This window comes from Lacihabitans sp. CS3-21, from assembly GCF_024343675.1.
Classification (GTDB): domain Bacteria; phylum Bacteroidota; class Bacteroidia; order Cytophagales; family Spirosomataceae; genus Leadbetterella.
In genome coordinates, this window is the sequence record NZ_RJUD01000018.1 from 49,437 (window position 1) to 71,129 (window position 21,693).

Here is a 21,693-nt window from a genome sequence, read left to right on the forward strand (position 1 = left end):
TTTAATCCAATTTTTCTATTTCTAAAACGTTTTATTGCTGATAGAATTCGTAGTTTTGTAAAATGAAATTATTACACGTGAGATTTTTAGTTATCGTTCTAGCCTTTAGCCTTTTCCAACTTTCTTGTTCAAAAAAATTCAATCAACTTCAGAAAAAAGGGACTGTTGACGAAAAATACAAAGCTGCTATAGACTACTACCAAAAAGCCGATTATTATAAAGCTGGTGTTTTGTTAGAAGAGATAACACCCTTATTGAAAGGCGACAGCACTTCTGAAAGAGCTCAATTTTACAATGCTTATTGCAATTACTACCAAAGTAATTTCCAAATGAGTAGTTATTTGTTTAAAACATTTTATTCTACATATAACAATAGCGAGTTTGCTGAAGAGGCCTATTATATGTATGCCTACTCAATGTTCAAAGATGCTCCACCGCATAACCTTGACCAAACCAACACGCTCACAGCGATAGATGCTTTGCAAACTTTCATAAATACCTATCCAGATAGCAAATACGCCAAGAAATGCTCACAAGATTTAAATGACTTAAGGTTTAGACTTGAACTAAAAGCTTATGAAAAAGCAAAGCTTTATTTCAAAACCAGAGAGCCCTCTTTCTTAGGAAGGAGTAATTACAAAGCCACTGTAGTGAGTGTTGAAAATTTTAGAAAAGACTTTCCTGATTCAAAATTCAACGAGGAGTTGAGTTATTTACAGATTTTAGCACAGCAGGAGTTATCTGACGTAAGTTATTTTATAAAGCAAAGAGAACGATATAACGAAGCTATAAATTTGCATGAAAAATTCATTGATAGATATCCAAATAGTAAATATTTGAAGGAATTGGACAAAATCTATGAGAAGTCATTGAAAGGACTTGAAAAAGTAGCTAAAACAGAAAAAGAAATTGAAGAAGCAAAAAAACTAGCTGAAAAAGAGAAATCTTAAGCATTTTTGCTTATTGTTCAATAATTTAAGTTACTTTTGCACCTCGAAAATTAAATTTTAAAAATATATACCATGGCAATAAACGCATCAATCGTAACTCGTGACACTGACGTATTAGCAGCAAAAACGGGTAACGTTTATGAATCAGTATTTGTGGTTTCGAAAAGAGCTCAACAAATTGCTATAAAAACCAAAGAGGAACTAACTCAGAAATTGAGCGAGTTTGCTTCAAGTGTTGACAACTTAGAAGAAATATTTGAAAACAGAGAGCAAATAGAAATTTCAAAATTCTATGAAAGACAACCAAAACCAACAAGTGTGGCCTTGGAAGAATTCCTTAACGACCAGTTGGTAGTTAAATACAGAGACGTCGAAGAATCTAACTGATTTTAAAAAAGAAATCTTTAAACCACCGAGCTATCTCGGTGGTTTTTTTTTGTGAAATACCTTTAGTTTCCTTCGTTTGTAAATATATTTGTCATAAAATCAATTACTAAACATGTCTAAAAAATTCAACCTATTTCTATTAACCGCATTTACTAGTTTTCAACTTTTTGCTCAAGACAATTCCGTTTTAGTATTTTCAAAAACAGCTGGATTCAGACATGTCTCTATAAAAGAAGGCAGAGAGTTTTTTGAAAACTTAGGAAAAACCAACGGATTCAAAGTGGTGCTCTCAGAAAACTCTGATGAATTCAATGAAGAAAACCTTAAGAAATTCAATGCGGTGGTATTCCTTAATACAACTGGAGATGTTTTAAATCCGGCTCAACAAGCTGATTTTGAAAGATATATACAGTCTGGTGGTGGCTACTTAGGGATACATGCGGCCTCTGATACAGAATATAACTGGCCATGGTACAATGACCTAATGGGTGGTTACTTTGCGAGTCATCCTGGAAGAAATGTTTCCAATGTCCAAAATGGCAAAATGATGGTTATTGACAGAAATCACCCATCTACAGCTCATTTACCCGAAACATTCGAGCGTGAAGATGAATTTTACGACTTTAAATCTCTTAAGACAGATAAACTCAAGTTTTTAGTAAAAGTTGATGAAAAGTCCTACAAAGAGGGAAAAATGGGAGATTTCCATCCAATGTCTTGGTACCATGAATATGACGGCGGAAAGTCTTTCTACAGCAATTTTGGACATACTCCAGCCACTTTTAGCGAACCTTTGATGACCAAACACTTAAGTGAAGGACTAAAATGGGCTTGGGCCAGCAAACTTGATTATACTAAGGTAAAAACTCAAAGAGCACCAGAAGAAAACAGATTCATAAAAACAACATTGGTCAAAAACCTGGACGAACCAACAGAATTGGCTGTAATGCCAAACGGTAAAGTAATTTTTGTCGAAAGAAAAGGGGCTATTAAACTTTGGAATCCGAAAACCAAAGAAACTAAGCTAGTTGGACAACTTAATGTATACAAAAAGTTTGAATATGGATTAATGGGGGTTAGTCTTGATCCAAATTTCGTGAATAACAACTGGTTGTATTTTTACTATTCCCCAGAAACAGATCAGCACAAAGATAATTTCTTGTCTAGATTTACTTATGATCAAAATACGGATACCGTTTTGATAAGTACTGAAAAAATAGTTTTGCGTGTACACGCCAAAAGGGACGAATGCTGTCATACTGGAGGATCTATTGATTGGGACGCAAAGGGGAATCTTTTCCTTTCAACGGGCGATGACACGAATCCATTTGCCTCAGATGGATATGCACCGATTGATTTCAGAGAAGGTCGCCAAGGATGGGACGCTTTGAGCACTTCGGGAAATACAAATGACCTGAGAGGAAAAATTTTAAGAATTCATCCAGAAAATGATGGAACTTATACCATACCCGAAGGAAATTTATTCCCCAATGGAATGGAAAAAACAAGACCTGAGATTTATGTAATGGGTAACAGAAACCCTTATCGTATTTCAGTTGATAAGAAAACTGGGTTTTTATATTGGGGAGAAATAGGTCCCGATGCAGGTAAAAGCAATCCAGAAAGAGGACCAGAAGGATATGTCGAATTTAATCAAGCTCGTAAACCAGGATTTTTTGGATGGCCGATTTTTGCAGGAAATAATACACCTTACAGGGCCTATGATTTTGAAACTAAAAAATCTGGTGAACTTTTTGACCCATTAAAACCTGTAAATCTTTCCCCACATAATACTGGCTTAAAAAACCTACCTCCTACTCAAAAACCTATGATATGGTATGGTTATGGTGATTCTAAAGAATTTCCTTTGATGGAAAAAGGTGGTGCAAATCCAATGGGTGGTCCTGTTTATCACTCCGAAGAATACCAGAATTCTGATGGAAAGTTTCCTAACTATTTCGATAATAAATTCTTCGCTTATGAATGGATGAGAGATTGGATAGTAGCAGTAACCCTAGACAAAGATGGAAACTACGCTGGTATGGAAAGATTTATGCCGAATACAAAATTCTATCATCCAATGGACATGGCCTTTGGTCAAAATGGCGTGTTATATACCCTAGAGTATGGAATGAATTGGTTTGCCCAAAATGAAGAAGCACAACTATCGATGATAGAGTACAATGCAGGAAATAGAAAACCAGTAGTTAAAGTTAAGGCCAGCGTTACAGAAGGTGCCGCACCATTAACTGTTAAATTTAGCACCGAAGGCACTTTGGATTACGACAACGATAAGATTTATTTTGATTGGACTTTTGGCAAATCGATTCCCAACTCAAAACTGGCCAATCCATCTGTTGTGTTTACAAAACCAGGGATTTACGATGTAAATCTTTTAGTGAAGGATTCGGAAGGAAATGAAAATAATGAAATAGTAAAAATAAAAGTGGGCAATGCGGTGCCTGTTGTGGATATCAAAATTAAGTCAAACAAGTCTTTCGTTCTTGACGAAACTATTGATTACGAAGTAAAGGTATATGATAAAGAGGATGGTAGCCTTATCAGAGGAATAAACCCTGAAGACGTAATGGTAAGCATAAATTACTTGGAGGGATATGATAAAACAGTCTTGGAGCAAGGACATAAATCAAACGAGTCTTTCATGACTGGAAAAAGACACATCGAAAAAAGCGATTGTGCTGCTTGCCATTCGAAGGATAAAAAATCTATCGGACCTTCTTACTATGACATCGCCGATAAATATCCAAAAAATGCTACCAACATAACAATTTTGGCCAACAAGATCATCTCAGGTGGTGGGGGTGTTTGGGGCGAGCAAGCTATGGCTGCTCACCCGCAATTGGGCCAAACAGAGGCCAAAGAAATAGTTGACTATATCTTATCTATTAAAGACCCAAAGGCAACTTCAAAGCCAATTTCTGGAAGTTTCAAGGCCAATGATCACAAAACTAAAAAAGAAGGTGCTTATATCATTCAGGCTTCATACACAGATAAAGGCGGAAAAGTTATTGGCTCTATCACCAATTCAAAATCAGTAGCAATTAAAACGCCTATTTTGAGTGCTCAAGCATACGACAAAACTGAAAATACACAAAAATTTTCTGTAGCCCCAATAGGCGATTTGCTCATTGCCAATCACAATTCTTTTGGAGAATATGAAAAAATAGACCTTACTGGAATAAGTAAAATTTCTATTTCGGCATTTTCCCAAGCTGGTCAATCAGTTGGAGGAAGCATTGAAATTAGGTTGGGCAGTGCTACGGGCCTTCTGATTGGCAGCACAATCATATCTGCAGGCAACATGCTGCCTAAAGAGGTCACATTACCCAAAGCTTTTGCAAAAACAGAAGACATTTTCTTTGTGTTTAAAAATGAAAATGCTGAAGGCAAACCTTTATTCGGAATTTCAAAAATTGAATTCAAAAAATAAAACTTGCTTTGAATTATTAAAAACCTTCACTATTTTAGTGAAGGTTTTTTTTATAAATTCACATGAAGCGACTTATAAACACTTTAAGGGAGCATTTTGAACTCACGCACAATGAAGCCAAAAGTGCTCTGATTTTCTTTGCAATTATCCTAGTTAATCTCCTATTGTATTATTCTTATTCTACTTCAACTGTAAACAAACAGCGTGAAATTCTTATTGAAGATTATGGCCAAACAGAACTTCCTGAACCCGAAGAAAGAAAAAGCAAATGGACAGATTTTAGTACCAATAAAAAATCTGCGAAGACCTTTGAAAAATTCAACTTTGACCCTAATATTGCTTCCGAAGATCAATTGACAAGACTGGGTTTTCCAAAATACCTCTCAAAAACGATGGTAAAATATCGAAGCAAAGGTGGGAAATTTAAGTATAAAGAAGATTTATTGAAAATCTATTCTATGAAACCAGATTTGTATGCTGAAATAGAAAATCTAGTTTTGCTCCCCTCAAAAATGGATAAAAAAGTTGTAGATTTTGAAGAGCAACGAGTTTTTACAGAGCCCAAGACGCCAATTTTTACAAAGAAAGAATTTAGTATCAGCAAATTTGACATTAATACCGCAGACACCTCTCAGTTAATGCAAATAAGAGGAATCGGAAAAGTGTTTGCCAATAGAATCATTAAATACCGTGATATCTTAGGCGGTTTTTATTCGATAGATCAAGTTGGAGAAACTTACGGAATTGACCCAAATATTTTGCCAGAATTAAAGAAGGTTGCGGTATTGGGTTCACCAATTAAAAAGATTAAAATAAACGAATCGGAAAACTTTAGACATCCTTACCTCAAGTTCAACCAAGTGAAAGTAATTCTAGCATATAGAAAACAACATGGAAACTTTAAAAATGCTGAGGATTTGAAAAAAATCAAAATTCTAGACAATGAAACAATTTCAAAAATTGAACCTTATCTGGAATTCTAGATAAGCTAATTAGCCATTTTTATCTATTTCATCAACGCGATCTTGAAGCATAAATGCCAAATTACTCAATTGTTAATTTTTACTAAGATTTTAGTTTTTGTTTAAAAAAAATATATTTTTGTAAAAATTAGAACCAATCATGAAAAGAGTGAATTTATCTTCTGGCTCAAAATGGGAAGACATCGTAGGATACAGCCGTGCAGTGAAAATTGGTGATACGATAGAAGTTAGTGGAACGGTTTCAACAGATCACAGTGGGGAAATTGTTGGAGAAGGTGATGAGTATCTACAAACTAAATTCATCCTCATGAAATTAGAAAACACCCTAGGCCAATTAGGTGCGAAATTAGAGAATGTAGTCAGAACAAGGATTTTTTGTACCAATATAAGCAACTGGGAAAAAATCGGGAAAGCTCATGGTGAGATGTTTGCCAACATTAAGCCAGTAACAAGTATGGTAGAAGTCTCCAAACTCATTGATGACAAGTATCTCGTAGAAATCGAAGCTACTGCAATTCTCTAATCAACCAGGTCATTTTTAATCGCAAAAGCCACGAGTTTGGCCGTATTGTTCACGCCAAGTTTTTCCATAATTCTTAATCTATGCCCTTCAACTGTTCTTGGGCTGATACACATGGTATCTCCAATTTCAGTTGTGGTAAGTCCTTCGCAAATATGTTTTAAAACCTCCAACTCACGGGTAGAAAGATCTGTTTTGTAATTGAAGATTTTATTCGGAGTTTGGGTATTCTTTTTATTCATTTTCCTCAACATTGCTCTACTCACAAAGTCTGAAAAATAAACACCAGAATCATATACTTTTCTGATGGCAAGGATAACCTCATCGGTGTCTGTGTCTTTAAGCAAATAGCCATTTGCCCCTATTTCCATCAAATGAAGAATGAATTGATCCTCATCATGCATTGAAAGAATAATTATTTTTATTTGTTCATTCTTTTCTCTCAAAAGTTTAGTGGTGGCTATTCCATCTAACTCTGGCATTTGTATATCCAAAAGGACCACCTCAACGTCATTTAAGTTTGGGTGATCTAAAAATTCTCTTCCATTAACTGCATCAAACAATACTTCAAAATCATCTATTTGCTGAAGTATTGACATCAACCCCTTTCTAAATAGTTTATGGTCATCTACCAGAGCTATTTTAATTTTTTTCATGACAATCGCTTATTTCAATTTCAAATCTAGTTCCTTTCTCGGGATTAAGAATCTTTATAGCCCCATTAATGATGGACAATCTACTTTCAATATTTCTGATTCCTAAGCCGCTGTTAGGATTTCTAAGAACCTCTTCCATTGAAAACCCAACACCATTATCAGCAAATATCAAGAACATAGTGTTGTTTTCAAAATTAAGAATCAAATCTATCTTTGAAGCTTCGGAATGCTTAAGGGCGTTGTTTGAAAGTTCTTGAATTATTCTAAAAACTGACAATTCGACCTTTGGAGCGAATCTACTTTTTTCAGAGATGTTTTTGTGTAAAAATTTAAATTCAATGCTAGAGTTTTTCTCGATTTTGTTAAAAAACTCTTCAATGGCATGAATGAGTCCGAAGTTTTCGAGTGTTTGTGGCACCAAATCTTTAGAAATGCTCCTCACCAAACCAATGGATTCGTCAATGAGCTCTTTGTTATTGTTAACCAACTTCTTAATAGATTCATCCTCCACTTCCTTTTTCACCAATTGATTATTGCCCATTTTTAATACAGAGAGCAAGGCTCCAACCTCATCGTGCAAATCTTTGGCCAATCGTCTACGTTCAATTTCTTGAACTTCCATCGAATTTTCTAATAGTTTTTTCTGAAACTCCAACTCAATGGCCTGTTTTTCTTCGTTCTGTTTTATCTCTAATTTGAACTGTTTCCGCTGATAATAAACTACAAATACTATGAAAGAAAGTATAAAAAAAATGAGCATTGAAGTACCCAATATCAAATATGTTTCTATGGAGAACTTCATTTTAATTTTATTTGAGCGTTCTTTTTCAAATTCCAAAAACCAACTGCAAAAAGTATAAACATTACCGAAGTTAAATATTCTAGAATACTTCTAAATAGAAAATACGTATGACTTTTTATATCAGGAGTTATGGAAAACTGAAAGAAAAAATAAATCAATAATGTGCTAAAACAATAAAACAAAATGCCTGTATTGAACCAGAAGAAAGGATAAATGAGTAAATCTCTAATTTTAGGATAATCTATTAATCTTACAAAATACCACACAGCAATTGAACCTAATAATAAAACATTTATCCAATTGTATTTCCCTTTTTCGATTATTCCAAAAAGTTGAAAGACTAATCCTCCACACATTATTGATAAAAAAGAGAAAAGGACTATCCTGTCTGAGCTCCTTTTTATTCCCAAAAAGTAGACAGAAAGCAAGAAAATATTTATCGAATAAATTTTAGTGTCATTATATAGCAAATTATTGATATCCAATGCGGTAGTAATCCAAGTTGGTATGTCAGTTACAATGAAGAAAATGACAAAATACAATATCAATCTAGACGATTTAGTAGCATACTTCCTAGTAATGATACCAATAGATAATGGCAAAATAGGAATCAAACTTCCTATCGCATACTCAGGATAAGTTGTCCCAATTCTAATTATCTCGTCTAAAATTTGTTTCAGTTGCATATATTAGGACAACCTGGTCCATTTGATAAATAAGGTCTATTTGGGTCTTTCAATCCAGTAGAATCTTTGGCTATGTTTTTTAGATTTTCATCGGCTCCTATTAAGACCAAATTGGGCATATTTTCATCCTCCATGCCAAAAATAATTTTTATACCTACACAATCTTCATTTTTTAAAATCTCCAAAAGATGGTCTTTCCCAAAAAATTGTGAACGCACTGGATCTTCATCCTTAAAAACTCTTTTTCTGAGATCTAGATGTTTTTTTTGTTTTGCCACAGCTTCATCTAGGCTAATAAACTCTCCTGATGTAGAACTAACTTTGGGTTTGCCTTTACTTGTTTGCATATTTTATATTGTTGTTTTGTAATAGGTAAATCTAATTCTAAAAAAATACTTTACCAAACGACGAGTAGCCTACCTAAAAAATAACTACCTGAATATCATTACTTTACATAATACCTTTTAAATAAAACACGTATAAATACTTGATGAAAAAAGTAAAAATACTCAATAATTATGACTACCACCATTTAAAATCATTTCTTAAATTTTGAGCCTAAAATACAATTTCTGTTATTTGTATAAAAATACCAACAGATGAAAAAATTCGAGGGAAATATCGTTAACATTTTTGACAATTCTATATTTTTTGGAGAAATTACGGTTTTTGAAGGCCGCATTTTCAATATCGTAAGAGTCAAAGAAGAGATGCCTGATGTACCATATTTCCTTCCTGGCTTTGTAGATGCCCATGTTCACATAGAAAGTTCGATGCTCAGTCCGAGCCAATTTGGCAAAATGGCCGTAGTGCATGGGACTGTTGGAACGGTTTCGGATCCACATGAAATAGCCAATGTTTTAGGCACAAAGGGCATTGAGTTCATGATTGAAAATGGTGAAAAAATCCCTTTTAAGTTTTGTTTTGGGGCACCGTCTTGTGTTCCAGCTACTGAATTTGAAACTGCGGGTGCTGTAGTTTCGGAAAAAGATATTGAATATTTAATGGCTCATCCCAAAATTGGATATTTGGCTGAAATGATGAATTTCCCAGGAGTGATTTATGAGAATAATGAAGTTCTAGCGAAGTTAGCAATTGCGAAAAAATATCAAAAACCGATTGATGGACACGCTCCTGGTTTAAGGGGAGAGCAGGCAAAAAAATATTTCTCTTTTGGAATAAGCACTGACCATGAGTGCTTTAGTTATGATGAAGCTAAAGAAAAATTAGATTTAGGGGTTAATGTTTTAATTCGAGAAGGAAGTGCTGCAAAAAATTTCAATGATTTGATTCCCCTTGCCAATGATTACTCGGCCCAAATGATGTTTTGCTCTGACGACAAACACCCCGATGACCTCGCCGAAGGCCATATTAACATTTTGGTAAAAAGGGCAGTGGATAGCGGAGTAGATGTATTTAAAGTTCTTCGAATGGCTTCGCTCAATCCCGTTAGGCATTACGACCTAAACGTTGGTTTATTACGTGAAGGTGAAACAGCAGATTTCATTGAAGTAAATAATCTTCAAGAATTTAAAGTGATTTCAACTTATATCGATGGTGAATTGGTGGCGAGTAAAGGCAAAACTTTGATACCAGATATCAAGGCAGAAAAAGTTAATAATTTCAGTGCAAAAACTATCAAAGCCGAGGACTTAAATCTTGAAATTCCGAAAGATTCGAAGTTTATTAAAACTATTAAAGTGAATGATGGCCAGTTAATTACCGACTCGTTATTGTTTGAATTAACCCATAAGGATTCTGAATATCTAGTTCAAAATGACATATTAAAGTTGGTTGTATATAATCGATACAGAGATTCGAAGCCAACATTGGCATTCATCACCGGATTTGGAATAAAAAATGGTGCTATCGCCTCTTCTGTTGCTCACGATTCTCACAATATCATTGCGGTTGGCTCCAGCGATGTGGACATTGCAGAAGCCATAAATCTGATTGTCAGGGAAAAAGGCGGGATATCGGTGGTTTCGGATAAAAAAATGGGCGTTTTGCCATTACCAATTGCAGGATTGATGAGCGACAAAGATGGATATGAAGTGGCCAATGACTATACTCAGATAGATGAATTTACCAAAACCCAACTAAATTGTCCGCTCAGATCTCCATTTATGAGCCTTTCGTTTATGGCTTTGTTGGTAATTCCATCGTTAAAATTATCTGATAAAGGGCTTTTTGATGGCACTACTTTTCAGTTTACCGAGATTTTCGAATAAAAAAAATAGACTCAGTTTTGGCTGAGTCTATTTTGCATTTCTTTCAAATTTAATTCTTCCCACTTCCACCAATTGCACCCGCTTCATTTTGGCGAGCCTCTTGCATTGGATTCGTTGTAGGCCTTTGGCTTTGTTGTTTCATCAACTGAAACTTAGTTGGTTTCTCAGGCTCTTTTGGATAAACATTGTCAGAGTCGTCAATGTCTGGTAATTCAAAATATGGATCAAGTTTAAACTTCGCCACTTTTTTGTTCGTGGTTATGGTCTTCTTGATTTCTTTGTTGTTTAATCTCCATATTTCAGCAGGAAATCTAAAGTCTTCAATAGTGCCATCTTCATACTGGGCTTGAACAATTAGTGGCATCACCAAACCGCCTTTGTTTTTGATTTTTAAAACATAAAACTGTTTTTTATCCTCTATCCATTTTCTTTCTTCAGGACTCAAAGACTCCAAATATTTTTGATATTTGGCTTTATCACTTTCAGTTACTTTGAGCGGATCATAGTTATTGTAGAAGTCTTTCATGCTTGGGTCGGCTTCAACCACAGACTGCGGAATATCTTTTTCGTTTCTCATAGTACTCAAAGTCTTTTTCTTAGCTTCGGCTGTTTGCTTGGCCAACGCCTTGGTATCTTCGGGATTTTGCGTATCTACTTGCATCCATTCTACCTCCGCAATTCCTTGATCTAAAGCATCAACACTATAAAACCAGCCTTTCCAAAACCAATCCAAATCTACGGCTGAGGCGTCTTCCATGGTACGGAAGAAATCAGCAGGTGTTGGGTGTTTGAAAGCCCAACGGCGAGCGTATTCTTTAAATGCATAATCAAAAAGCTCTCTCCCCATTACAGTTTCTCTCAAAATATTCAAACCAGTGGCTGGCTTAGAATAGGCATTGGGGCCGAAAGTGCCTGGTAGAATATTATCACTGCTCGACATGATAGAATTTTGCTTCGCTGGATCTAACTTCATATAAGACACAATATGCTGTGGCTCGATTCCGTCAGCTGGAAAATCTCTATCCCATTCTCTACAAACAATTCCTTCCAAGAAACTATTTAGACCTTCGTCCATCCATGACCATTGTCTTTCGTCAGAATTGACAATCATAGGAAAGAAATTATGGCCTACTTCATGAATGATCACCAAAATCAAGAAATTCTTAGTGCCTTCTGAGTAAGTGCCATCAGCTTGAGGGCGTGCTCCATTGAAACTCATCATTGGGTATTCCATTCCGCCCACAGGTCCATGAACAGAATAAGCCACAGGATATGGATAAGCAATGGTTCTTTTCGAATATTGGGTAAGCGTATGAGCAACCAATCTGGTTGAATATTGTCCCCAAAGCGGATTACCTTCTTTAGGATAAAGCGACATTGCCCAAACTTTCTTGCCTTCAACGTCCACCTTCATGGCATCCCAAATAAACTTACGAGAAGCTGCGAAAGCAAAATCTCTTACATTTTTGGCCGCATAAATCCAAGTCTTTTTACCAGTTGGTTTGCTTTTTTCGGCAGCTTCAGCTTCGCTTTGATTAACAATTAAAACTGGTGCTGTGGTATTTTCAGCCTGAGTCAATCTTGAAATCTGCGTTGCAGAAAGCACCTCTTTCTGATTTTGCAATTCACCTGTTGCACCAACCACCATGTCGTTAGGAACAGTAATAGCCACTTTATAATCTCCAAAAACCAACGCAAATTCGCCTTGACCTAAGAATTGCTTGTTTTGCCAGCCAGTTACATCGTCGTAAACACACATACGAGGAAACCATTGAGCCATTTCATATAGGTAATTGCCGTCTTTTTCAAAATATTCATATCCACTCCTCGCTCTCTGAGCGTTGGCGTCAACAATATTAAAACTCCAATCCACATTAAAGACGAAATTTTGACCTTTGAGCAAAGGAGTTGGCAAATCTACCCGCATCATGGTTCCGTTGATGGTATATTTAAGCTTGTTTCCGAGTTTGTCGGAAACTTTTTGAATCAAATACCCATATTCTTTATCTGTTTTATCACTTAAGCCCTTCAATGCAGCACCACTTGAACCTCTTTCATGGCTTATTGAAGTCTGACGTGTAGTTCTGGCATCAGATTTTTCGTTGAAATTGTTTTGGTCAAGTTGTAACCATAAATACGTTAAGGCATCAGGAGAAACATTATAGTAAGTGATTTTTTCAGAAGCTGTAATACGCTGGTTCTCATCGTCCAATTCTACTTTGATGTCATAATCGGCCTTTTGCTGCCAATATTCCTTACCAGGAGCTCCGCTGGCTGTCCTGTAGGTGTTTGGTGTGGGCAAACTAGTTCCCATTTGTTCAAAAACCGTGTTGGCGTTGTAATTTGTTGTTTGCTGAGCATGAGCCCAAATTCCTATCAAAAGGAATAGAAGCGTTTTTTTCATATATGAAGGTTTAAAAATTAAAATATCCATTTGTCTGTAATCAAGTGTAAAGTTAGTCCAGCTACCAGAGCCGAAATAATCAAATTCAATTCTCTTTTTTTGATGTTTAAAATATTGATTAACATATAAGTAAAAAGCATAAAGAATACCACGATAATGAGCTGGCCTATTTCAAGTCCAATATTAAACGCAAATAATTCATTTACAATGTTGGAGGACTGTCCTAAAAGACTTTTTAGGTAATTAGAAAACCCTAAACCATGTATCAATCCGAAAAAGACTGTGAAAAAATACCTCAAATATTGATGTTGATTTATGTATGAAATAGTTTTGTCAGATTTATTGAAAAAGTTACTAAAACTAGTAAAAAATATAGTGCAAGGTATTAAAAATTCAATTAAATCAGAATCTACATTCACCATTTTCATAACTGACAAGGCCAATGTAATGGAATGTCCGATAGTGAAAAAAGTGATAACCCAAAGAATATTCCGCCATTGGTTAAGGTTATAAACCGCACAAAGTGCAACAATAAAAAGCATGTGATCATACCCACCAAGGTCGGTTATATGTTCGTATCCAAGCTTAAAATAAGTATAAAAATCATTCATGAATATTTATTTATTGAAAATCAAACTACATATCCAAGGCAAATCCCTCCAATTATTATAAGATAACTGGGGATTTTTTCTGAATACAACAAAGCCAATGTTACAAGAATAGTAATAATATTTATAGAACTACCCACCATTGGCTGAAATAAAGATATAGCAGCTGCTAATGTCAAACCCGTAGAAGTGGCATTTATTCCTTCCAAAGATGCCCTTATTCCCCTGAATTGCTTGAGTTGCTCCCAGAAACGAATCACAAAGAAAATCATAAAAATACCAGGTAAAAAAATACCCACTGAAGCCACCAATGACCCCAATATTTGACCACTCATGCCCCAACTTCGCATAGAAAGTGAACCCACATAAGAAGCAATGGAAAAAGTAGGGCCGGGTACCATTTCTGCTAGAGCAATGCCTGATAAAAATTCATCGGCACTGAGATAGTTTTTAAATTCAACGAACTCATTGAATAACAATGGCTTAAGAATGTGACCCCCACCAAAAGCAAAACTCCCGTTTCGATAAAAATTTTCAAATAGCCTTACAGGAAGTGATTTTGTAAAAGTTCCCACAAATATTACCAACGCAAAAACTCCTGCCCAAAGAATAAAATTAGACCATTGGATTCTAATGGGCCGTTTTTCCATTTTGGCTTGCTTGCTATATTTAAAAGAGGCCACTAATCCTCCAAAAAGGATCAAAAAGGGGGTTAAATAAGGCGATCGGTATATAAAGCCTAAAATGGCTGCAAGTAACATGAGAAAAACCGAAGTTTTGGAATTAATAACCTTTTTACCAATAATATATGCAGCAAAAAATATAAAGGCTACCCCCATCGGCTTTATAAACTGCGTAAGTCTGACAAGTGTTCCTTTCTCAAAGAATGAAATTCCCAAAGCTGTGATACCCATAAAGACCGTAGCTGGCAAGATCCAAATCAGTAAAGTAAGATAAGAAAGTTTAGCTCCGCCTAATTTAAATCCGATGGCAGTAATCGTCTGTGTGGAGGTAGGACCTGGCAATAATTGGCACAAAGCCTGCATTTCCATGAGTTCTTCCTCAGTGACATACCTATGCTGCAAAACCAAACGCTTAATAAACATAGCCAAGTGTGCCTGTGGCCCACCAAAACAGGTCAAAGAAAGAATTAAAACATCCTTTAAAAATATAATATATCTTATTTTCTTTGTCTCCAAAATTACTTATTCACCCGACCAAATGTCGAAATAATGGTTTAAGGTTTCTAAAATCAAAAAATGGCACAGGTTAATCTATGCCATTTAATTTATGCTTTTTTTAAATTTTTATCTACTTTATCCCAGTTAACAATATTCCAAAACGCCTTTATATAATCCGCTCTTTTGTTTTGGTATTTAAGATAATATGCATGTTCCCATACGTCTAAGCCCAAAATTGGCGTACCTTTTACCTCAGCAACATCCATGAGGGGATTATCTTGATTTGGCGTTGAACAAATTTTCAATTTATTGTCTTGCACAATCAGCCAAGCCCAACCAGAGCCAAATCTGCTGGTAGCTGCCGCGTTAAAGTCCGCTTGCATTTTTTCCAGACTTCCAAAATCTCTGTTAATCATGGTCATCAGATTTTCTGAAGGAGCAGTGGTTTTTGGGGAAAGTATCTCCCAAAAAAACGTATGATTCCAATGTCCTCCGCCATTATTGCGAACCGCTACCGTTGACTTACTGATGTTTTTTATTATATCCACCAAGGGCGTAAACTCGTTGGGAGTGCCAAGCACCGCCTTGTTTAAATTGGTCACATAGGCCTGATGATGCTTGCTATGGTGAATTTCCATGGTTTGGGCATCAATAAATGGTTCCAAGGCATTGTATGCAAAAGGCAAATTTGGCAATGTAAATGCATCTGCGGTATTGAAAATATTGTTAGTAGTATTGGCCATCGCTTTTGTACCAGCAAGGCCTAGAAACAATGAAGAAACAAAATCTTTTCTTGTCATGATTGTTGTATTAAAGTAATTGAGACCTCAATTTAAAGAAAATATGGAAACTAAGCTGAAAATATACTTTGAAAGTTTTTCAGTGGGCACTTTTAGAACAATTTATTCAAAAAAAAAAGAAAGGTAAAAATCTATAAAATATGAGCAGAAACAATTAAAATTCCACCCTACTCAGAATACTTCTACCGAGCGTAATTTCGTCTGTATATTCTAAATCACCGCCGATAGGTATTCCTCTGGCTATGGTACTTACTTTTACTGTTAAATCTTTCAGTTTTTTTCTGATATAAAAAGCAGTGGTATCGCCTTCCATGGTTGGACTGAGAGCCAAAATAATTTCTTTGATTTCAGGATTGCTTTGGATTCTGGTCAACAGACTTTCAATATTCAAATCTTGTGGACCTATTCCTTGAATAGGTGAAATGATTCCTCCCAAAACATGGTATTTGCCCTGAAACTGACTGGTGTTCTCAATTGCCAACACGTCTTTGGAATCTTGTACAACTGCAAGGATTGATGAATCTCTTCTGTGAGAGCCACAAATCTGACATATTTCTGCATCAGAAATATTGTGACAAGTAATACAGTAAGTAGTTTTTTCTACCAGATTTATCAGTGAATTACTGAGATTGTGGGCTTGGCTTTTTTCAGATTTTAACATGTGAAGAGCCAATCTCAAAGCAGACTTCTTGCCAATTCCTGGCAATTTTGAGATTTCGTTTACAGCGTCTTCTATTAGTTTAGAGGGATAATTCAATCTTTTCTGTATTTAACGAAGTAATATTTCAGCCGATATTCCTCTTTGACAAATGGCATTTCTGATGGGCTTTAATTCATCAAAATCCCCATTTTTCACCGAACACTTTCCTTTGAAATGAATGATGAGTGTGCATTGTTCGGCTTGCTCTTGGGAGTGCTCACATACCTCAATGAGCGTGTCTATCACATGGTCAAAAGTATTGACTTCGTCGTTGAAAACAACAATGGAATACAACTTTACATCGTCAACCACTACTTCGTCCTCAATCAAAACCTCTACGTCTGTCTGGGGTGCAAACTTCATATTACAGTACCTTATGATTTTTTTACAAATTTATCAGGTTTTTGAAAAACTTGAAGATATAGGTTAATATTTATTTACGCAATTAAAATATTATTGATATAATAATTCAGAATTATTTTCTATTAAAAAATGACATATCAATAAAGAACTTTAAGATTAAATTTCAATTTGTAAATCGATAGATATTTACAATTGGCTTTGATTTGAATGCTTTCAAGTAGTTTTCAGCGAATCGCTCACTTTCAAAGCAAATTTCAGCAAGGCATTGTTACCACTCAAATTAAGTTTCCGGCAGATATTGGCTCGGTGATTTTCTACGGTTTTGGTGCTGATAAAGTTTTCGTCGGCTATTTGTTTGGTTGTTTTTTGTAAGGCGATTTCCTTCAAAATCAGTTTTTCCATTTTGGTCAAATCGCCTATCAATTCGTTGTTATCATTGACAAATACAAAAGCCTTTGTGTTGTCGACCGAAATGTAGTGTCCGCCCTCATAGGCTACTCTGATGGCAGAAACCAAGTCATTGACGGCATCGTCTTTAAAGACATAACCGCTGATACCCAGTGCCATTGCTGCCCGAATAATATCGGCGTCTTTGTGCATACTTAAAATCACAATCTTGATATTTTTATGGTCTTTTAGCAGCACTTTTGCCACTTCAATGCCATTCATCAAGGGCATATCCAAGTCGAGCGTGGCTACGTCGGGTTGCAAAGCAATGATTTTCTCTAAGGCTTCTTGTCCATTACAGGCCGAATCAAGAATTTCAAAGTCAATTTCATCAGCAAGGGTGTCTTTCAAGCCTTTCAGAAACAATGGATGGTCGTCTGCGATAATTATTTTGATAGTTTTCATAGCCCTCTTACCCCCAACGGGGGATTTTATAATTTAACGATTGGAATTTGTATCAATATTTGTGTTCCAGCTCCTATTTCCGAAGTGATATTTATCGTTCCTCCAAGCAAGGCAACTCTTTCTTTTATGCCAATAATGCCCTGTCCGTTTACTCCAACATTTTGATTAAATCCTATGCCATTATCTTGAAACAAAATTTCAAGACTTTGTGCTTTTCGGATGATTTTTAAATAAATTTTAGTGGCTTTTGAGTGTTTCACTACATTGTTGAAGCTTTCTTGCAGGATTCTGTAAATATTAATATCAAGTTCTTTTGGCACAACACCATCAACAGATTCGTCCATTTTTAGTGCAATTTTTAGCTTAGAGGAATCTCGCATTTTTTCGACCAAAACTTGAATAGCAACCGTCAAACCCATTGCACTCAAAATCGGCGGACGCAAATTATATGCCATCGAACGCGTATCGTCGAGGGTTTCGGTCGTTATATCCAGCAAAATATTTAGGGTTTCTTGCATATTATCTGTAATCGATTTTTGATTAAGCGTCCGCAAAATTTTATTCCGAATTGTTAGTAAATTTTGTCCCAAACCATCATGAATATCGGCAGCCAAACGCTGTCTTTCGGCTTCGATACTACTTATCAAATTTTGTGAATATTGGTTTAATGCTTCTACTAACTTTTCTTGATAATAGGTGTTTTCTTCTCTGATAATTCGGAATTTATCATTGACCGCCAAAGCCAAAAGCACTGATTGCGTTAGTACCGCAATGTGCATGGCGTAATGCGTTACGAATACATCTGGCAAGAGTCCGGTGAGGAATAACTGAAATACAGAACCAAAAATAATCAAGCAAACTGTGGCTATTAAACCAAAAATATAGGAGGCAAAACCTTGTCGTTTAGCCGCCAATATCGACACAAAAAGCAATAAAGCTACCAACGAAGTGAGGGCATTCATCAATACAATAAATGTATTAAATCCCCACGGATGCACAAACGAAAAAGCTAACAATGCATAAATCAGATAGGTAGCAAAACCGAATGTTTTATAGGCCCACGGCACTAATGTTTTAAGATTGAAAAATTCACTTGTAAAGCGATTAGAACAAATAAAAGTAAGACACAATGCGACGGCTATCGACTGGCTACTCCAATAACCGCTATTCGGAAAAATATATTGATAAACAAAGCCATCGAAATAGGCTATCGCCAAAGTAGAAAATGCCACTTGTAGCAAGAAAATAATGTAGATTTTTTCTTTCGTGATGAAAAAAAACGATAGATTAAACACTATTATCAATATTAAAATACCATAAACTATGCCCAAAAAGAACATTTTCGACACATCCCATTGATAAAATCCTTGTGCTGTTAGCAGTTCGCCTGTAAGATTTCGTGGCTGTCCGTTTCCTATAGTTTTTAGATAATAATCTACCTGCTGATTGGGTGAAAGCTTGATTTCAAAAACAGGTGTTCGGTATTTTATGGGTCTTGTAGAAAACGGAAAATTCACGCCAACAACCGTAGTTTCGACCACTTTCTGATTGACGATTTTGTATAAATACACGTCTTCGTTGACAATACTTTCAAGGGCTAAAAGTTTGGTTATTTCAGTTTGAGTAGAATTATCAAAACTAAATTTCAGCCAATAATTTGAGTACGTTACACCAATATTTAGGTTTGAAATTGGCTCAAAATTCGCATTATTTTCTTGCAAAAGCTCATTTATGGTCAAATTTCGCTCAGAATCTTTAAAAACCATTGTGATTTTTTCTAAAGAAACTCTTTCTGTCAAATTTCCAATATCGGTTACTTGTCCTTTTGCAGAAAAGACAAACAAAGAGAGTAAGAGATAAAGAAATCGGAGAGACATACCAATGGTTAAAAAACTAAGATTGAAATCAAAAGTATTAAAGTTTTCAATAAAACAGATATTTCCCCCTAAAAATGAGGGTTAGCACCTATTTTTTGAGGAATGGCAAAAACGTAATTTTGCTCAATAAATTAGCCAAAAACCAGTTTCCTGAAAGGGTATCAAGCCTTCACTATGAAATACTTTCCTATATTTTTCTTCTGTTTGCTTACGCAGTTTGCAGTAGCACAAACTTGTATAACGCCAACGTTTAATCAAATACCACCGATTTGTGAAGGTGAGAATGTTGATTACCTTTTTTTACCTCCAACATCTAACAATGGAGCTAACGGTACGTGGTCGCCTGCTACTATCAGTAATACAGCAACAACCACCTATACTTTTACACCCATGCCAGCTATGCCAGGAATGCCATGCTTTACCACAACTACTATGATTATAGAAGTTAAAAGCCCAGTTACTCCAAGATTCACCATACCAGTGATTTGTGAGGGTGCCGCATATACTTTGCCCACAACTTCAAATGAGGGCATAACGGGGACTTGGTTTCCTGCATTTAACAGTTCAATGCTTAATCAAATATATACTTTTACACCTTCATCAAGACGTTGTACGAATGAGGCCATGGTGCCAATCTCAATAACTCCAAATACGATTGAACCTACACCTATTTTCGACCAAATTCAACCAATTTGCTCTGGAACAAATTTAATTTTACCTACAACCTCAATAAATGGCATTTCTGGAACTTGGACTCCAGCTATAAATAATACAAGCACTACTACCTACTTTTTTAAGCCTACTCTTCAACAATGCCAAATAGCAGGTATAGAGCCTTCCATGACTGTAGTAGTAAATCCGAGTACAAGCAATACCACTAATATAACAACTTGCGACTCTTATACTTGGAGCGTAAACAACGTAACTTATAACTCATCAGGAACTTATACTTCTGTAAATGGTTGCCATACCGAAATTTTGAATTTGAGTATCAATCTTGCCGCAGGGGCAGCTCTTAGTTTTGATGGCATTGATGATAATTTACAAATTCCCCATAATTCAAGTCTGAATATGACTCAGTTTACCATTGAAACTTGGTTAAAATGGGGGCGTTCGGATAATTTCGTTGACTTTATTTGTAGTAAAGATTTTGAATTAATGGAAATCCATACGGGCGGTGCATTGGGCAATAATATTAGGTTTATACCAACACATGGCGTTTGGTTAGATGGTGGAGTGAATACAATTACACCTAATACTTGGATATACGTAGCGTGTGTCTATAATCCGAGCATTGGACTGGCAAAAATGTATATCAATGGCGTAGAAATTCCGCTGACAAACAATGGTGCAAATCCGCTGACCACACCAGTTGTTTCGAGTACAAAGGATATGTTTATTGGTACCCGAGGAGGAGGAGGCAATTACCCCATGGCTGGACAACTGGACGAATTTAGAGTATGGAATCGGGCTTTGAGCCAAGCCGAGATTCAGAGTAGGTACAATTGTGAAATTCCGACTGCTGACTGTGGACTTGTTATAAACCTGCATTTCAATCAAGGATCTGGCAGCGGAATAAATACCTCGATTTTAAGTGTGACCGATGCTTCGGGCAATAATAATCATGCAACTTTAAATAATTTCGATAAAAGTTGCGGAAATTTCTATTCAAATTTTTTGGCTACGGGCGGCCTTACAAGTGGAGTTTCTTGCACAAATAATACGATTTTACCCACATTTTCAGCTTTACCTTCCATTTTTTCGGGGACAGTCGCTTCGCCACTATCCTCGATTTCAAACAATGGAATTACAGGAACTTGGACACCTGCATTTAATAATTTGGCTACTACAACTTATAGTTTTACACCCACCGCAGGGCTTTGTAGCAATCTTGGAACGGCCAATCTAACACTCTCCGTAATGCCTTGTCCAACAACACAAACCTTTACTTCGTCCAACGATAATATTTCATCGGGAACAAACTTGCAAAAGGCAAATCAAGTCATCACGGCTACAAACAAAATTACTGGTGGAAATACAACTTATCAGGCAGGAAATAAGATTGAAATGAACCCTGGTTTTGAGGTTTCGGGCGGTGCAATTTACTTGACAAAAATCTTAGCAGGGTGTAATTGAAATTTACATTCAACCAAAAATGAGGGTTAGCACCTATTTTTTAAAAACCACACTGCACTTAGTTTTGCACAAAGATTTATCGCTATCCTAATTTAGTCAAAATAAA

19 protein-coding genes are annotated in these 21,693 nt (G+C 35.9%); 7 read left to right on the top strand and 12 right to left on the bottom strand.

Annotated elements, in window-relative coordinates:
- Nucleotides 1-62 precede the first annotated feature (62 nt).
- The 5 genes from EGI24_RS11735 (at nt 63) to EGI24_RS11755 (ending at nt 6,294) form a co-directional block, all read left to right on the top strand.
- Entirely contained in the window at nt 63-950 is an 888-nt protein-coding gene (locus EGI24_RS11735) for an outer membrane protein assembly factor BamD (protein WP_255048601.1), read from the top strand.
- Between the two features lie 72 nt (nt 951-1,022).
- Complete coding sequence (locus tag EGI24_RS11740; protein WP_255048602.1) at nt 1,023-1,337, top strand: DNA-directed RNA polymerase subunit omega; 315 nt, start codon at nt 1,023-1,025, stop codon at nt 1,335-1,337.
- A gap of 112 nt (nt 1,338-1,449) precedes the next feature.
- On the top strand, nt 1,450-4,788 hold the full coding sequence (locus EGI24_RS11745) for a ThuA domain-containing protein (protein WP_255048603.1): 3,339 nt from the start codon (nt 1,450-1,452) through the stop codon (nt 4,786-4,788).
- Between the two features lie 62 nt (nt 4,789-4,850).
- Complete coding sequence (locus EGI24_RS11750) at nt 4,851-5,771, top strand: helix-hairpin-helix domain-containing protein (protein WP_255048604.1); 921 nt, start codon at nt 4,851-4,853, stop codon at nt 5,769-5,771.
- A gap of 139 nt (nt 5,772-5,910) precedes the next feature.
- Entirely contained in the window at nt 5,911-6,294 is a 384-nt protein-coding gene (locus tag EGI24_RS11755; protein WP_255048605.1) for a RidA family protein, read from the top strand.
- Here the strand turns inward: EGI24_RS11755 and EGI24_RS11760 are convergent.
- The 4 genes from EGI24_RS11760 to EGI24_RS11775 are packed head-to-tail and all read right to left on the bottom strand — an operon-like array spanning nt 6,291 to nt 8,782.
- The gene (locus EGI24_RS11760) at nt 6,291-6,947 is read right to left on the bottom strand and encodes a response regulator transcription factor (RefSeq protein ID WP_255048606.1); all 657 of its coding nucleotides are present in this window, start codon (nt 6,945-6,947) and stop codon (nt 6,291-6,293) included. The two genes, EGI24_RS11755 and EGI24_RS11760, sit on opposite strands and share 4 nt — an antisense overlap.
- On the bottom strand, nt 6,934-7,749 hold the full coding sequence (locus tag EGI24_RS11765) for a sensor histidine kinase (RefSeq protein ID WP_255048607.1): 816 nt from the start codon (nt 7,747-7,749) through the stop codon (nt 6,934-6,936). The genes EGI24_RS11760 and EGI24_RS11765 overlap by 14 nt, the downstream gene beginning before the upstream one ends.
- Nucleotides 7,746-8,435: a hypothetical protein gene (locus EGI24_RS11770; protein ID WP_255048608.1), complete on the bottom strand. Its 690-nt coding sequence runs from the start codon at nt 8,433-8,435 to the stop codon at nt 7,746-7,748. The genes EGI24_RS11765 and EGI24_RS11770 overlap by 4 nt, the downstream gene beginning before the upstream one ends.
- On the bottom strand, nt 8,426-8,782 hold the full coding sequence (locus EGI24_RS11775) for a hypothetical protein (protein ID WP_255048609.1): 357 nt from the start codon (nt 8,780-8,782) through the stop codon (nt 8,426-8,428). The genes EGI24_RS11770 and EGI24_RS11775 overlap by 10 nt, the downstream gene beginning before the upstream one ends.
- A 252-nt stretch (nt 8,783-9,034) precedes the next feature.
- Between EGI24_RS11775 and ade the strand changes: the two genes are divergently transcribed.
- Entirely contained in the window at nt 9,035-10,666 is a 1,632-nt protein-coding gene (gene ade / locus EGI24_RS11780; protein ID WP_255048610.1) for an adenine deaminase, read from the top strand.
- A 49-nt stretch (nt 10,667-10,715) separates the two neighbouring features.
- Here ade and EGI24_RS11785 read toward each other — a convergent pair whose 3' ends face one another.
- The 8 genes from EGI24_RS11785 to EGI24_RS11820 all read right to left on the bottom strand — a co-directional run bounded on the left by EGI24_RS11785 (nt 10,716) and on the right by EGI24_RS11820 (nt 19,451).
- The gene (locus EGI24_RS11785; protein WP_255048611.1) at nt 10,716-13,070 is read right to left on the bottom strand and encodes a M1 family metallopeptidase; all 2,355 of its coding nucleotides are present in this window, start codon (nt 13,068-13,070) and stop codon (nt 10,716-10,718) included.
- A gap of 17 nt (nt 13,071-13,087) precedes the next feature.
- Complete coding sequence (locus EGI24_RS11790) at nt 13,088-13,681, bottom strand: HupE/UreJ family protein (RefSeq protein ID WP_255048612.1); 594 nt, start codon at nt 13,679-13,681, stop codon at nt 13,088-13,090.
- A 20-nt stretch (nt 13,682-13,701) separates the two neighbouring features.
- Complete coding sequence (gene chrA / locus EGI24_RS11795; protein ID WP_262926198.1) at nt 13,702-14,877, bottom strand: chromate efflux transporter; 1,176 nt, start codon at nt 14,875-14,877, stop codon at nt 13,702-13,704.
- Between the two features lie 89 nt (nt 14,878-14,966).
- The gene (locus tag EGI24_RS11800) at nt 14,967-15,659 is read right to left on the bottom strand and encodes a superoxide dismutase (RefSeq protein ID WP_409035477.1); all 693 of its coding nucleotides are present in this window, start codon (nt 15,657-15,659) and stop codon (nt 14,967-14,969) included.
- A gap of 154 nt (nt 15,660-15,813) precedes the next feature.
- The gene (gene recR / locus EGI24_RS11805; RefSeq protein WP_255048613.1) at nt 15,814-16,416 is read right to left on the bottom strand and encodes a recombination mediator RecR; all 603 of its coding nucleotides are present in this window, start codon (nt 16,414-16,416) and stop codon (nt 15,814-15,816) included.
- 12 nt (nt 16,417-16,428) lie between these two features.
- Nucleotides 16,429-16,722, bottom strand: coding sequence for an ATP-dependent Clp protease adaptor ClpS (locus EGI24_RS11810; RefSeq protein WP_255048614.1), 294 nt, complete (start codon nt 16,720-16,722; stop codon nt 16,429-16,431).
- Nucleotides 16,723-16,935: 213 nt separating this feature from the next.
- The gene (locus EGI24_RS11815) at nt 16,936-17,574 is read right to left on the bottom strand and encodes a response regulator transcription factor (RefSeq protein WP_255048615.1); all 639 of its coding nucleotides are present in this window, start codon (nt 17,572-17,574) and stop codon (nt 16,936-16,938) included.
- Between the two features lie 26 nt (nt 17,575-17,600).
- Entirely contained in the window at nt 17,601-19,451 is a 1,851-nt protein-coding gene (locus tag EGI24_RS11820) for a 7TM diverse intracellular signaling domain-containing protein (RefSeq protein WP_255048616.1), read from the bottom strand.
- A 174-nt stretch (nt 19,452-19,625) separates the two neighbouring features.
- Between EGI24_RS11820 and EGI24_RS11825 the strand changes: the two genes are divergently transcribed.
- Entirely contained in the window at nt 19,626-21,587 is a 1,962-nt protein-coding gene (locus EGI24_RS11825) for a LamG domain-containing protein (protein WP_255048617.1), read from the top strand.
- Nucleotides 21,588-21,693: the final 106 nt, after the last annotated feature.